This is a genomic window from Salinispora pacifica DSM 45544 (assembly GCF_000378845.1).
In the GTDB taxonomy this organism is placed as follows: domain Bacteria; phylum Actinomycetota; class Actinomycetes; order Mycobacteriales; family Micromonosporaceae; genus Micromonospora; species Micromonospora pacifica.
The window spans coordinates 3,335,066-3,347,442 of the sequence record NZ_KB905359.1 but is presented as its reverse complement, the minus strand read 5'-3'; the positions used below and the strand labels follow the sequence as shown (position 1 = coordinate 3,347,442).

Annotated in this window: 10 protein-coding genes, 1 pseudogene and 3 riboswitches; of the genes and pseudogenes, 3 read left to right on the top strand and 8 right to left on the bottom strand. The window is 67.9% G+C overall.

All coding sequences use genetic code 11. The features are described from left to right. Nucleotides 1-342: 342 nt before the first annotated feature. The 4 genes and pseudogenes from SALPAC3_RS0115270 to SALPAC3_RS27215 form a co-directional block, all read right to left on the bottom strand. Nucleotides 343-1,416 (bottom strand): ribonucleotide-diphosphate reductase subunit beta, encoded by a 1,074-nt coding sequence (locus SALPAC3_RS0115270; RefSeq protein WP_018222088.1) that lies wholly within the window; start codon nucleotides 1,414-1,416, stop codon nucleotides 343-345. Beyond that, on the bottom strand, nucleotides 1,413-3,845 hold the full coding sequence (locus SALPAC3_RS0115265; protein ID WP_018222087.1) for a ribonucleoside-diphosphate reductase subunit alpha: 2,433 nt from the start codon (nucleotides 3,843-3,845) through the stop codon (nucleotides 1,413-1,415). Before SALPAC3_RS0115265 ends, SALPAC3_RS0115270 begins: the two co-directional genes overlap by 4 nt. Nucleotides 3,846-3,976: 131 nt before the next feature. Next, a riboswitch (cobalamin riboswitch) is annotated at nucleotides 3,977-4,193 on the bottom strand. A 48-nt stretch (nucleotides 4,194-4,241) separates the two neighbouring features. Then, nucleotides 4,242-5,039 carry an alpha/beta fold hydrolase gene (locus SALPAC3_RS0115260; RefSeq protein WP_026185605.1) on the bottom strand — a complete coding sequence of 266 codons (798 nt, stop codon included), beginning with the start codon at nucleotides 5,037-5,039 and terminating at the stop codon, nucleotides 4,242-4,244. An 89-nt stretch (nucleotides 5,040-5,128) separates the two neighbouring features. Continuing rightward, nucleotides 5,129-5,387 (bottom strand): annotated as a pseudogene (locus tag SALPAC3_RS27215) (inositol monophosphatase family protein); the annotation flags it as partial. Between the two features lie 172 nt (nucleotides 5,388-5,559). Between SALPAC3_RS27215 and SALPAC3_RS0115255 the strand changes: the two are divergent. Then, nucleotides 5,560-6,450: a polysaccharide deacetylase family protein gene (locus SALPAC3_RS0115255; protein ID WP_026185604.1), complete on the top strand. Its 891-nt coding sequence runs from the start codon at nucleotides 5,560-5,562 to the stop codon at nucleotides 6,448-6,450. Between the two features lie 87 nt (nucleotides 6,451-6,537). Here SALPAC3_RS0115255 and SALPAC3_RS0115250 read toward each other — a convergent pair whose 3' ends face one another. Continuing rightward, complete coding sequence (locus SALPAC3_RS0115250) at nucleotides 6,538-6,966, bottom strand: GNAT family N-acetyltransferase (protein ID WP_018222084.1); 429 nt, start codon at nucleotides 6,964-6,966, stop codon at nucleotides 6,538-6,540. Between the two features lie 283 nt (nucleotides 6,967-7,249). Continuing rightward, nucleotides 7,250-8,425, bottom strand: coding sequence for a serine hydrolase domain-containing protein (locus SALPAC3_RS0115245; RefSeq protein WP_026185603.1), 1,176 nt, complete (start codon nucleotides 8,423-8,425; stop codon nucleotides 7,250-7,252). Between the two features lie 106 nt (nucleotides 8,426-8,531). Between SALPAC3_RS0115245 and SALPAC3_RS0115240 the strand changes: the two genes are divergently transcribed. Continuing rightward, nucleotides 8,532-9,008: a hypothetical protein gene (locus SALPAC3_RS0115240; protein WP_018222082.1), complete on the top strand. Its 477-nt coding sequence runs from the start codon at nucleotides 8,532-8,534 to the stop codon at nucleotides 9,006-9,008. 372 nt (nucleotides 9,009-9,380) lie between these two features. Here the strand turns inward: SALPAC3_RS0115240 and SALPAC3_RS0115235 are convergent, their stop codons facing one another. Together SALPAC3_RS0115235 and SALPAC3_RS0115230 are read right to left on the bottom strand one after the other, a co-directional pair. Then, nucleotides 9,381-9,848, bottom strand: coding sequence for a hypothetical protein (locus SALPAC3_RS0115235; protein ID WP_232430507.1), 468 nt, complete (start codon nucleotides 9,846-9,848; stop codon nucleotides 9,381-9,383). A gap of 936 nt (nucleotides 9,849-10,784) precedes the next feature. Next, entirely contained in the window at nucleotides 10,785-11,177 is a 393-nt protein-coding gene (locus tag SALPAC3_RS0115230) for an SCO5389 family protein (protein WP_018222080.1), read from the bottom strand. A gap of 214 nt (nucleotides 11,178-11,391) precedes the next feature. Continuing rightward, a riboswitch (cobalamin riboswitch) is annotated at nucleotides 11,392-11,471 on the top strand. A 117-nt stretch (nucleotides 11,472-11,588) separates the two neighbouring features. Between SALPAC3_RS0115230 and SALPAC3_RS0115225 the strand changes: the two genes are divergently transcribed. After that, nucleotides 11,589-12,080 (top strand): hypothetical protein, encoded by a 492-nt coding sequence (locus tag SALPAC3_RS0115225; protein ID WP_018222079.1) that lies wholly within the window; start codon nucleotides 11,589-11,591, stop codon nucleotides 12,078-12,080. 132 nt (nucleotides 12,081-12,212) lie between these two features. After that, a riboswitch (cobalamin riboswitch) is annotated at nucleotides 12,213-12,286 on the top strand. The last annotated feature ends 91 nt before the right edge of the window (nucleotides 12,287-12,377 follow it).

The window sequence follows — 12,377 nt, the reverse complement described above, 5'->3', positions numbered from 1 at the left end:
AAATCACCTTCACCAGTTATCAGCGCCATTGGCGGCGCCCGCACATACCTGCGTTACTCCAGAGCCCTTGAGGGTAGCAAACGGGTCGAAGGCGTTGATCTCATCTTTCACGTCAATGCCGGTTTCGTCCGGAAGGACGGCAATACCCCCCAACTTTTCTCATTGGATACTTGTCCGATCTTCGCGCGCCGCACGAAATCATCGAATTCTAGACGTTTCATGCACTCGAAATCTCGATCAGGTTGTGCCAGAAGAACCCGGGATGCTCCCGCCAGCGCACCCCGGCCACGGCCGCATCTCCGCCCGTCCTCCCCGGCGCTCACGTCCGCGCCCAGCTTCGGATCAGAAGTCGTCGTCGAAGGTGACGCTCCCGCTGACGCCCATCTGGTACGCCGACACCCGCCGCTCGAAGAAGTTCGACAGCTCCTGTACGTCCTGCAACTCCATGAAGGCGAACGGGTTCTGGCTGCCGTACATCGGGGCGATTCCCAGCGTGACCAGCCGCCGGTCCGCGACGTGCTGGAGGTATTCCCGCATGTCGGTCAGGGAGAGCCCGGACACTCCCTGCTCAAGCAGGTCCGCGGCGAACTGGACCTCGCAGTCGACCGCCTCCGCCATCATCTCCCTGACCTGCTGCTCCAGGTCGGCGTCGAAGAGGTCCGGCTCCTCGGTGCGGGCGGTCTCCACCACGTCGAAGGCGAAGGCCATGTGCATGGACTCGTCGCGGAACACCCAGTTGGTGCCGGACGCGAGACCGTTGAGCAGACCCCGGGAGCGGAGGAAGTAGACGTAGGCGAAGGCGCCGTAGAAGAACAGGCCCTCGATGCAGGCGGCGAAGCAGATCAGATTGAGCAGAAACGCCCGCCGGTCCGCCCGGGTCCGCAGCTCCCGCAGCTCGAAGATCGAGTCGATCCACCGGAAGCAGAACTCGGCCTTGCGGGCGATCGAGGGGATGTTCTCCACCGCCGCGAACGCCGCGAACCGCTCCTTTTCCTCCGGCACGTAGGTGTCCAGCAGGTTCAGGTAGAACTGGACGTGCACCGCCTCCTCGAAGAGCTGCCGGGACAGGTAGAGCCGGCCCTCCGGAGAGTTGACGTGCTGGTAGAGGTTGAGCACCAGGTTGTTGGCGACGATCGTGTCGCCGGTGGCGAAGAACGCGACCAGCCGGGACACCAGGTGCCGCTCGGCCGGGGAGAGCTTCGCCAGGTCGGCGAGGTCGGAGTGCAGGTCCACCTCCTCAACCGTCCAGGTGTTCTTGATCGCCTCCTTGAACCGGTCGAAGAAGTGCGGGTACCGCATCGGGCGCAGGGTCAGGTCCATACCGGGGTCGAGCAGCAGCTGCCGCTCGCCAACGGTCCCGGCGGTCGCGGTACGGGTCTCGACGGTCGCGGTACGGGTCTCGGCATCGGTGGTCATTGGCAGGCCTCGCAGCTTTCGGGGTTTTCCAGGGAGCAAGCCAGCGCCTCGGCATCAGCCCCGGCGGAACTCGACGGGGTGACGGCGACGGTGGCCTGCTGGATCCGCGTCGCGGGACGGGACCGCAGGTAGTAGGTGGTCTTCAGCCCGGACTTCCAGGCGTACAGGTACATCGAGGAGAGCTTGCCGATCGTCGGCGCGGCCAGAAACAGGTTCAGCGACTGGGACTGGTCGATGTACGGGGCGCGGGCCGCGGCCAGGTCGATCAGTGCCCGCTGCGGCAGCTCCCACGCCGTACGGAACAGTTCCCGCACCTCGGCGGGGAGCTCGGCGATGCCCTGCACCGACCCCTCCGCCCGCTTGATCTCGTCCCGGATCGGGGCCGTCCACAACCCGCGCGCCTTCAGCTCACCAACCAGGTAGGTGTTGACCTGGAGGAACTCACCGGACATGGTTTCGCGCTTGAACAGGTTGGACACCTGCGGCTCGATGCACTCGTAGCAGCCGGCGATCGAGGCGATCGTCGCGGTCGGGGCGATCGCCACCAGCAGCGAGTTCCGCAGGCCGTGCTCCGCGACCCGCGCCTTCAGCTCGGCCCACCGCGTCGGCTGCGTCGGCTCGGCCCCCCACAGCTCCGGGTGCAGCTCGCCCCGGGCCGCGCGGGTCTCGGCGTACGCGGGATGTGGGCCAAACCGCTCGGCGAGCCCGGCGGAGGTCTCCAACGCGGTCAGGAAGATCTCCTCCTGCACCCGGGTGGACAGCTCCCGCGCCTCGGCCGAGTCGAACGGCAGCCGCAGCGTGAAGAAGGCGTCCTGCAGCCCCATCAGCCCGAGCCCGACCGGCCGCCAACGCGGGTTGGAGGCGGCCGCCTGCTCGGCCGGGTAGTAGTTGATGTCGATCACGCGGTCGAGGAAGACCATCGCGGTACGGACGGTCTCCCGCAGCTTCGCCCAGTCCACCCCGTCGGCGCTGACGTGGGCGCCCAGGTTGACCGAGCCCAGGTTGCACACCGCGGTCTCGGCGTCGTTGTTGACCTCAAGGATCTCGGTGCAGAGATTCGACAGGTGAATCGTGTTACCGGGCTCCCCGGTCTGGTTGGACAGCGCGTTCGCGCGGTCCTTGAAGGTCATCCACCCGTTGCCGGTCTGCGCCAGGGTGCGCATCATCCGCCCATACAGGTCCCGCGCCTTGACCGTACGGACCGCCCTCTTCTCCGCGACCCGGTAGGCGGCGTCGAACTCCGCGCCGTACAGGTCGGGCAGCTCCGGGGCGTCGGACGGGTCAACCAGCGACCAGTCCCCGTCCGCCTCGACCCGGCGCATGAACTCGTCCGGGAGCCAGTTGGCCAGGTTGAGGTTGTGCGTACGCCGGGCGTCCTCGCCGGTGTTGTCCCGCAGCTCCAGGAACTCCTCGATGTCGGGGTGCCAGGGCTCCAGGTAGACGCAGGCCGCGCCCTTACGCCGGCCGCCCTGGTTGACCGCGGCGACCCCGGCGTCGAGGGTCTTCAGGAACGGCACGATGCCGTTCGACCGGCCGTTCGTTCCCCGGATCAGCGCGCCCCGGCCCCGCACCCGCGACCAGGCGATGCCGATGCCGCCGGAGAACTTCGACAGCTTCGCGACCTGGTGGTACCGCTGGTAGATGGAGTCCAGTTCGTCGCGGGGCGAGTCGACCAGGAAACACGACGACATCTGGGTGTGCCGGGTGCCGGAGTTGAACAGCGTCGGCGAGCTGGGCAGGTACGCCAGCGACGACATCAGCCGGTAGAACCCGATCGCCTCGGCCGGCGTCCGCGACAGCCCGCAGGCCACCCGCAGCAGCCAGTACTGCGGGGTCTCCACCACCAGCCGCGACTGCGGGTGCCGCAGCAGGTAGCGGTCCGCGACCGTACGCAGCCCGAAGTACTCGAACCGCAGGTCTCCGGCGGGGTCCACCGCATCGTCCAGCTTGCGGGCGTTGCGGGACACGAAGGCGGCGGTGTCGTCGCTGATCAGCCCGAGGCCGTGGGCGTACCGGATGGACTGGCTGAAGCTCGCGACCTGCTGCCCCCGGACCTCCTTGTCCACGTACGCGGCCAGCAGCCGCGCCGCCAGCCTCGAATACTGCGGCTCCTCGCCGATCAGCTCCGCCGCCGTCTGGATCGACAGCCGGTCCAGCTCGGCCGTTGTCGCCCCGTCGTACAGGCCACTGATCGTCTTGGTCGCCACCCGCAGCGGGTCCACCTCGTTCAGGTCGCCGACCCACCGCTCCACCGCACGGACAATCTTGTTTACGTCCACCGGCTCGGTGTCGCCGTTGCGCTTACGGACCTCCATCACCTGCCGCCGCTGCTGCTGAGCCGCACCGCCCGGACCGTCCGTGGCGCCCTGCCGCGTCGCCGTCGTATGCCCGGCCGGACCGTCCGTGGCGCGTTCCCGCGTCGCCGTCATCTCCCCCTCCTCCGCCTGCCGACAAGGTCGCCGAACACGCGGAGGGACACCACAATCAGTCGCCCGGTGGGTAACCACACCGGGCGGCTGCGGGTGTCGGCCGTCCCGCGCGGCCGCCAACCGCCGCACGCGTCGCGTGCGGCGCGCTGGCAGGTCTTCGGACTCGCGGGCACGCCCGGGGTCCCGGTCGCCTACTGGCCGTCGCTTCCCAGGCTTCGATCAGCCCAGTGCGTGATGACGGCGGTCGTTCCCACTCACCGCTGCGGGGCAGCCCCGGACTTCCACCGGGTTCCCTCTTGCCTCGACCACTCCCGGTGGGAGCGCCGAACCAGCTGCGGGAGACACCATATATGCCTCCCCCATCCGGGATGCAACACCAGATGTCGTGGCGGCGTGTCAGCGGCTGAGAAACTGCCCCAGGGCACGCAGCCAGCCGTCCCGGTCTTCCAGGTGGACGTCGTGCCCAGCGCCGGCAACGACGACCCGCTCGACATCTGGACGTAGGGACACCATGCGCCGCACCTCGGCGACAGGGATGATCCCGTGCTCGCCAAACACCAGCAGGGTGGGGGCCTGCACCTGCTGCCACTCGTCCCAGCAGGCCCGGTCGGCCACGGCCGCGATGGTGTCCCGCATCACCGCCGGTTCGAATCGCGGCCAGAGCCCGTCCGGGCGCCGGTCCAGGTCTCGCAGCCAGGCCTGGGCCACCGGGGTGTCGCCCAGAAACTCGGCGGCCTGGCGAACATCGGCGAACGGCACCGGCCACGAGGCGAAGAAGGCACCCAACTCGGCCGGGTAGTCCCCCCGTTCCTCGCGGCCACCGACCCCGCCCTCCAGCAGCACCAGCCGACGCACCAACTCGGGATACGTCGCGGCGAAGAGCAGCGCGGTGTGCCCACCCATCGACTGACCCACGACCGTCACCGGTGCACCACCGGCGAGCTCCGCGACGACGGCGAGCACATCCTCGACGTACGCCCGGCGGGAGAGGTCCGGCGGCCATCGGGTCGAGTGGCCGTGCCCGCGCTGATCCACCACGATCACGCGGTGCTCCGGTAGCAGCGCCTCCGCCGTCGGCACCAACTCCGCCGCGCTGCCGGCCAGCCCGTGCAACAGTACGATCACATCGTCGCCGGAGCCGCCCACGAGGCAGGACAGCGCCACCCCGTCCCGATGGATCGTCACCCGCTGCACCGTACGAACTCCCTCACCCCTGGCGACCGGAAACCGCCGCAACCCTACTCAGGCCGGATTTTGGTTCTCAATCGACTTGAGCAGGGCGTGGTACGTCCGCTCCAGAACACCCCGTCACTGAACGGGTCAGCGGCGGCGGTAACGGTGGGCTGCGTGCCGCTCCGCAGCTCCACGTTGACCGCGACCAGGATGGTCCGCGCGGCGAAGCAAGGTCCCACGCAAGGGGTCAACCAGCCACATCCGCCCACTGTCGCCGGTGCCGGTCAGCGCCGACCCGTGGTGGGAGCGAACGACCATCGCTCCCACCACGCCGCACTCGATCGCCAACGCCTGATCTGCGATCGACAGATCTGACACTCTCGATCGGATAGCACGATCATCCCCGCGCCGGCCGCCAGTTCGCCGCCCACCCTACTCAGCAGACGTGCCGTCAAAGCTCCTACCAGCAGTCGAAGACTCGTGAAGAATCGAGCTCATCCTCGGCTGCCATCACCGAGGCAGACAGTAAGGGACCGATGGGATGTCGAAAGAAATTCTGTGCGCGTTTGGTGTCGACATGGACGCGGTCGCCGGCTGGTTGGGCTCGTACGGTGGCGAAAATTCGCCCGTCGATATTTCCCGTGGCATTTTCGCTGGCGAAGTCGGCACGCCGCGCCTTCTCAAGCTGTTCGAAAAATACGCTCTTCCGAGCACCTGGTTCGTTCCTGGACACTCCATCGAGACGTTCCCCGACCAGTTCCGGCAAATTGTGGATGCCGGTCATGAGGTAGGTCTCCACGGTTACAGCCACGAAAATCCGATCGCGATGAGTCAAACGCAGGAGGCCGCCGTCCTGGACCGGTGTATAGACCTGATCGAGTCGGTAACCAAACAATCCCCCAGGGGCTACGTCGCGCCATGGTGGGAATTCTCGCCGGTCACGCACAAGCTGCTACTCGAACGGGGTGTCCGATACGACCACTCGCTGATGCGCGACGACTTTACCGTACACCGGGTTCGCGTGGGTGACACCTGGACCAAAATTGACTATTCCGCTGATGCCGCGGACTGGATGAAGCCGTTGGTCCGCGGCGAGGAGACCGACCTCATCGAGATTCCGGCGAACTGGTACCTCGATGACCTGCCGCCGATGATGTTCATCAAGACCAGCGCGAGCAGCCACGGCTTCGTCAACCCGCGACAACTCGAGGAGATATGGCGTGACCAGTTCGACTGGGTCTACCGGGAGCTGGACTACGGCGTATTCCCCTTCACCATCCATCCGGATGTGTCGGGACGTCCGCAGGTTCTCCTGATGCTGGAGCGCATGATCGAACACATCAACCAGCATGAGGGAACAAGGTGGGCCACCTTCGACGACATCGCCATCGATTTTGCACTTCGCTACCCACGCGCTGGAGACGGCGCATAGCACGCGGGCCAGGGTCTGCGAAGACGTGGCCAGCAGCGGCGTCACCCGCCTCTGCGGTGCACGATTCAGGACCTGACACTCATCTCGCTAATCGAGCTGCATCCACCTGTCCGGCCCCCGGAGCGGAACGAAGCCCACCTTGGCGTAGACGCCGTGCGCGTGATCCGTTTCCAACAGAATATTGTGGATGCCGAGGTTCTGGAGGTGGCCCCGGACCTCGCGGGCGAGCCAGGTGCCCAAGCCACGACCGCGCTCGGCTCGGTCGACGTACACGTCGCAGACCCAGGCGCAGGTGGCCCGGTCGGTGACCGCCCGGGCGACCGCCACCTGGCGTCCGTCTCCGGGGCGATAGACACCGAAGCCGATGGAGTTCGCGAAGGCACGCTCCACCGTCGCCCGGTCCCATCCACGGGCCCAGTGCGTGTCGGTGGCAAGCCAGTGGTGCACCCGGTCGAGGTCGAGACGCTCACGCTCGGTGCTGACCAGGTATCCGTCGTGGTGCGTCCGGGTGAACACCCACGACAATTCCCGCCAATACCTCCGGGAAACCCGGTGGACTGATGACGTTACGTCACCGACCGCCGCACCGCTGCGACCTCGCCGTACAGCTCCGCCAGCGCCCACAACCTTCGGGCCACCGGTGCGGAGCCGGAACCCGCCGGTCGCGATGCGCATGCTCGCTGCGCCTTCCGGCCGAGCCGCTACGCGGGTTGGCGCCCTGCACTGTGGCCACGATGGGCTGCACCGATCACCCGGGCGATGGGTTTCCTACCCGGAAGCGGGGAAGCCGCCCTCGGAGTCAGACCGACTGGCGGGAGAGCACGGACCGGAGGGCCTCGATCAGGCCCGCCGTCCTGGCGTCCGGGGCCATGGTGACGCGCAGCCCGTTCGTCACGTATCCGAAGGCGATCCCGCTGGCCGGGTCGGCGTAGCCGAGTGAGCCGCCGTGCCCGGGGAAGCCGAAGGCGGTCGGTGACCACCAGGGCTGCTCCGGCAGGGGCAGGCCGAAGCCGAGCGCCGGCCGGGTCGGCACCCGCAGCACCTGGTCAACGCCGTTGGCCTGTTCCCGGGTGGCGGCGGCGAGGGTGGCCGGGTCGAGGATCCGGACGCCGTCAACCTCGCCGATGAGGCCCGCGTAGAAGCGGGCCAGGGACGAGGCGGTGCAGATGCCGTTCGCCGCGGGGATCTCCGCCGCCCAGGTACGGGGGTCGGCGAGGTCCAGCGGCGGGTCGGTCACCATCATCGACCGGACCGCCAGCGAGGTCGGATCGGTGTACGCGGCCAGCGCCTCCCGGAGCGTCGCCGGCAGCTTCTCGGGGGCGGCGGGCGGGGCGACCGGCTGCTCGGTGATCCGGGCGACCCGGTGCGCCTCGGTGGCGGGCAGGCCGATCCAGAAGTCCAGGCCGAGTGGGGTGGCGATCTCGTCGGCGAAGTAGGTGCCGAGGCTGCGGCCGGAGACGCGGCGTACCACCTCGCCAACCAGCCAGCCGTAGGTGAGCCCGTGGTAGCCGTGCGCCGTTCCCGGCGGCCAGGCAGGTGCCTGGGCGGCCAGCGCCGCGACGACCGGCTCCCCGGTGAGCGCCGCCGTCAGCGGGACCGGGCGGTCGAGCACCGGCAGCCCTGCCTGGTGGGACAGGAGCCAGCGGACCGGGATGCCGCCCTTGCCCGCCGCCGCGAACTCCGGCCAGTACGCGGCCACGGGGGCGGCCAGGTCGAGCTGCCCGCGCTGGGCCAGCAGGTGCGCGCAGGCGGCAGGTGCGCTCTTGGTAGCCGAGTAGACAAGTTGGAGGCTGTCCTCCCGCCACGCGCGCTCGGTGGCGGGATCGGCGACCCCACCCCAGAGTCGGACCACCTCCCGGCCGTGCCGGTAGATGCTGACGGCGGCGCCGATCTCGGAGCCGGCGTCGAAGCTCGCCTGGAAAGCCGCTCGAACCGGCTCGTATCCCGGCGCGACGGTGCCATGTGCCACGGGCATGGATTCCTCCGGGGTGCCGGCTCCGGGTGCCGACCACCCGAAGCAACTATGTCAAGTTAGCCTTACTGGCAACGTCAGGCAACCCTGACAGACATATGCTGGCCGGATGACGGAGGAGATGGTTCCGGGGCATGCTGAGCTCGTCGGATTCCGACTACCGGACGGGGCGCTGAAGACCGATGCCGCAGCGCCGGCCGACGCCGTCGGCTACCGGGCCGGATGTAGCTGCGGCTGGGGCGGCAGCCGGGACTATCCGGCCGCCGACGAGGGACGCTGGATGGCCACCGCCGAGTGGGGCGGGCACATCCGGCCACTCCTGGCTGCCACGCCGCCCGGCTGGCTGCGCAACCGCTCCGACACGCTGCGGGACGGCGTCGCCGAACTGACCACCACCTGGCCACTACAGGCGCTCGGCCTCCTCGCCCAGGTGGAGCGCTGGCAACGGCCCCTCATCGAACAGGCCGTGACCCAGGCGCGGGCGACCGGGCTCTCCTGGGCCGAGATCGGCAACGCGCTCGGCATCAGCCGTCAGTCCGCGCACGAGCGGTTCCGCAAGATCAGCCCGCCGAAGCCCCCCAGCTAGCCGATGTCTCCGCTACTACTGACGCATTCCAGGAAATCGCGGAGTAGATGACCACATGGTGTTGAGGTCATGTCGATGCCGTTGGAGTCAGTCCCGCTCACGGAGGTGCTGCACCCACTGAGAGAAACCGCCGAGCGACTACCCCACGCTCGCACGGTGCGGCTACGCGGAGGCCGAGCAGATGGCGGCGATCAGTCGCGCCTCCTCCACGTCCCGGTGCTACACCCTACGTTTCACCACAACGATGCGGCAATGAAATGGGACGAACTCTTCTTAATGTAAACGACGCAGGCCAATGCTGCGGTAACCCAAGGAGCGAAGATCACCGCAGCATTGCACTACCAGATGAAGGAAATACCTTCAGTGGGCCTTCTACGCCCAGCCAGGGACAGGATCCTCGCAATGCTCCTCAGAGTCATCCAGAACCTTACAGACCTTCACCAATACCGGAGTCTCCTCCGCCAAGTTTCCACCCTCCCACGGGCTACAGTAGGGGGATTTATGGCCGTGGGTCGTAGCAACCCGATCAGTCTCCCAGGTTCCGGTGGGATTGATGTCCATCCGAACCTCAACCCGCCAGCCGTCGGGGTAATAGTCGCACGCCTGGATCGAATCCCCCGGAATCGCGTCGACCGGATCTGCATTGAATTTACCGATGCCGATCAGGTTGGCGCCTTCCCAGTACTCCGTCCACACGTCCTGTGACTGAATGCTGGCGTCATCCTGATTTTGTTGGGCAACGACATCGGCTTGGGCAGCGCCCGGGAACCCCAGAGCGACAGCGAAAACCGAAGTGGCCGCCAACAGCATACGACCCGGCGATCTGGTCACGCTCTTCACGTGATCTTCCCCCAATCAGGGGCGACTCTGACACACTCACACCCCCGTCGTAGTTAGTGTCGGCATAGTTTCACACGATCAGCCCACATCTCAAGTCGCGATATCCATCCCCGTTTTGGAACGCACTCCGGAGGCAGAGCCAGCCTTCCCCATCGCGGCAACTAGCACCCAGACGAGGCTAATGCAACTAGCATCTTTGCCACCTATGGTCCAACTGGCACAACACTGGCGGTGACACCATTATGGCTCTCATTGATCAATACGGGTAAAGGGTAACTTTCGGGGTGCCTCTACGGTGCGCCAGCTCCTCGCCGCTACTGATTTGGAGGGGGGACGGCCAGCCACCCCCTGAGGTTGGCCATGCCCACCTTGTTAAACGGGTGGATGCCGCACCGAGGGTGCGCTCTTGCTAACCAAGCCTGCCGCTCCCCAGGTGCGGGCGAAGCCGACGGTGCGTGAGGATGCGGCCTTCACCGCGGTCGGCGACTTCATGACCAGTCACTACTCTCGCCGCGCGGACGAGTGCCGCACTCTGCCAGGCTACGGCGAAGATCCCGGGGTGAGGTGTTCTACGGGGTCATCGACGCGGCTGGCCCGACGAGGATAGCCGTCGCGCGGACCAAAGAAGCCGACACGACGAGAATATATTTCAATCGATACAAGTATGATTCTCCTGGCCAACACAGCTACCTCGTGGCGGACACCGCCGACGGACCAGCCGGGGACGGCATCGAGCACGGCCGCTGCACTACACCGGGCCGTGGTGTCGAGGCGCGGAGAGCGCCCGGCGAGTTAGCGGCACCGGGCCGCGGACGCAGCAAGGGCAGCCCGCTCGGCGCTCGACTTCGGCGGGCCAGGAGCGCGGCGGCTGATCGGGGGTGCCCGGCGGGCCAGCGGAAGCGAATCACTCAGCCGGCCCGCCGGGCGGTAGCCGGATCAACAGTTGCGCAGCTCGGGAGACTGGTTGAGCAGCTGACCCCGGACTGAGATGAAGCGGCGGTAGGTTTCCGAGTCCACTGCGGAGTGCCGGAACGCCGCCACCCGGTGGCAGTTCTGGAAGGCCAGCTTGACGCCGAAGTGGCGCTCAAGGCTGGCCCGGATGGCATCGCTGGCCAGCGCGCGCAGGAGCTGACCTCGCTCCTCCTCGGTCGGCGGCGGGATGACGTTGTCGGCGAACTCGGCGTCGGAGGACGCCAGCTCCGCCGCTACCCGGCTGACGGTCTGCCAGGCGTACGGCAGGGAGTCGCGGACGCAGGAGACGAAGGCGTCGTCGGCAACAGGGCCCGACTCGGCGGACCGCAGCAGGTCCGGTGGCACGGTGAGAGACATGATCCTCCTCAGCTGACAATGATCATGGTTTCCATTACCGTTGCGTGCTGAGCACACCACGCAACGTCCACCGCGTCAATGACACCGCGTGGCGGGGCTCGGTCGGATTCACCCGATGCGCGGTCTTCCAGACATGCGCCCGCCTCGGGGCATTTGACAGTGCTGCTCACGCCGGCCCAGACTGTCGCGACAACTCCACCACCGCGTCTGTGCGGGGGAAGTCCGGTCAAAATCCGGCGCTGGCCCGCAACGGTAGGCCGTCGAGGTGCATCCCGACGGCGAGCCCGAATACCCGCCACACTCGCGCACCGCTATCCACCCGTCGTGGCCCACGGGTCGGAGGCCCCGACCCGACGCTGACCAGTAGCGATCGGTGGGTTCTGACGACCGCAGGGCGGAAAGGCACTCCTGATGGTCGTGTCCCACCTCCGAACCACCGTCCGCACCCGCGTCGCCGGCCTGTTGGCCGCCGCCGTCGCCGGGATCGCCCTGGCCGCTGTCGAGCCCGCCCCCCAGGCCGCGCGCGCTGACGCCTGTGACGGCACCTCGGGCGTTACCGTGGTGATCGACTTCACCGCCTTCGGCGGCGACGTCGAGGTCGCCTGCGCCCCCGGCGACCCGGACACCGGGCTGGCCGCCATCCAGGACGCCGGCTTCGCCGTCGAGGGCACCCTCCGCTGGGGGCTGGCCTTCGTCTGCCGACTCGGCGGCCTGCCCACCCCGGACGTCGAGCCCTGCATCGACACCCCGCAGGCCAGCGGGTACTGGTCGTACTGGCACGCGCCCCGGGGCGGTGACTGGGAATACAGCGACAAGGGCGTACTCAACTACGACCCGGTCCCGGGCAGCGTCGAGGGTTGGTCCTACGGCGCCAGCGAGCCGCCGAGCATCCCCGCCCCCTGAGCCACCGCACCGACGGTGTGACCAGTGGCCGCATCCGGGTGCCCGTCTCGGGCTTTGGCGCCGTCGCACGCCCGGGCGAAACGGTGACGGGCGCTCGGTGCACACCGGGCACAACCACATAGGTCCCGCGTGGGGGAAACCGGTGCGATGCCGGCGCTGACCCGCAGCCGTAAGCGAGAGAAACCCTCTCGCGAGCCGGAATGCCCCGCCCGGGACGAGCGGCTCCACTGTCGAGGTTCACCGGGTGAAGTCCGGTCCGCCGAGGTCCGTCCACCCCGCTCACCGCAGCACGCGGAG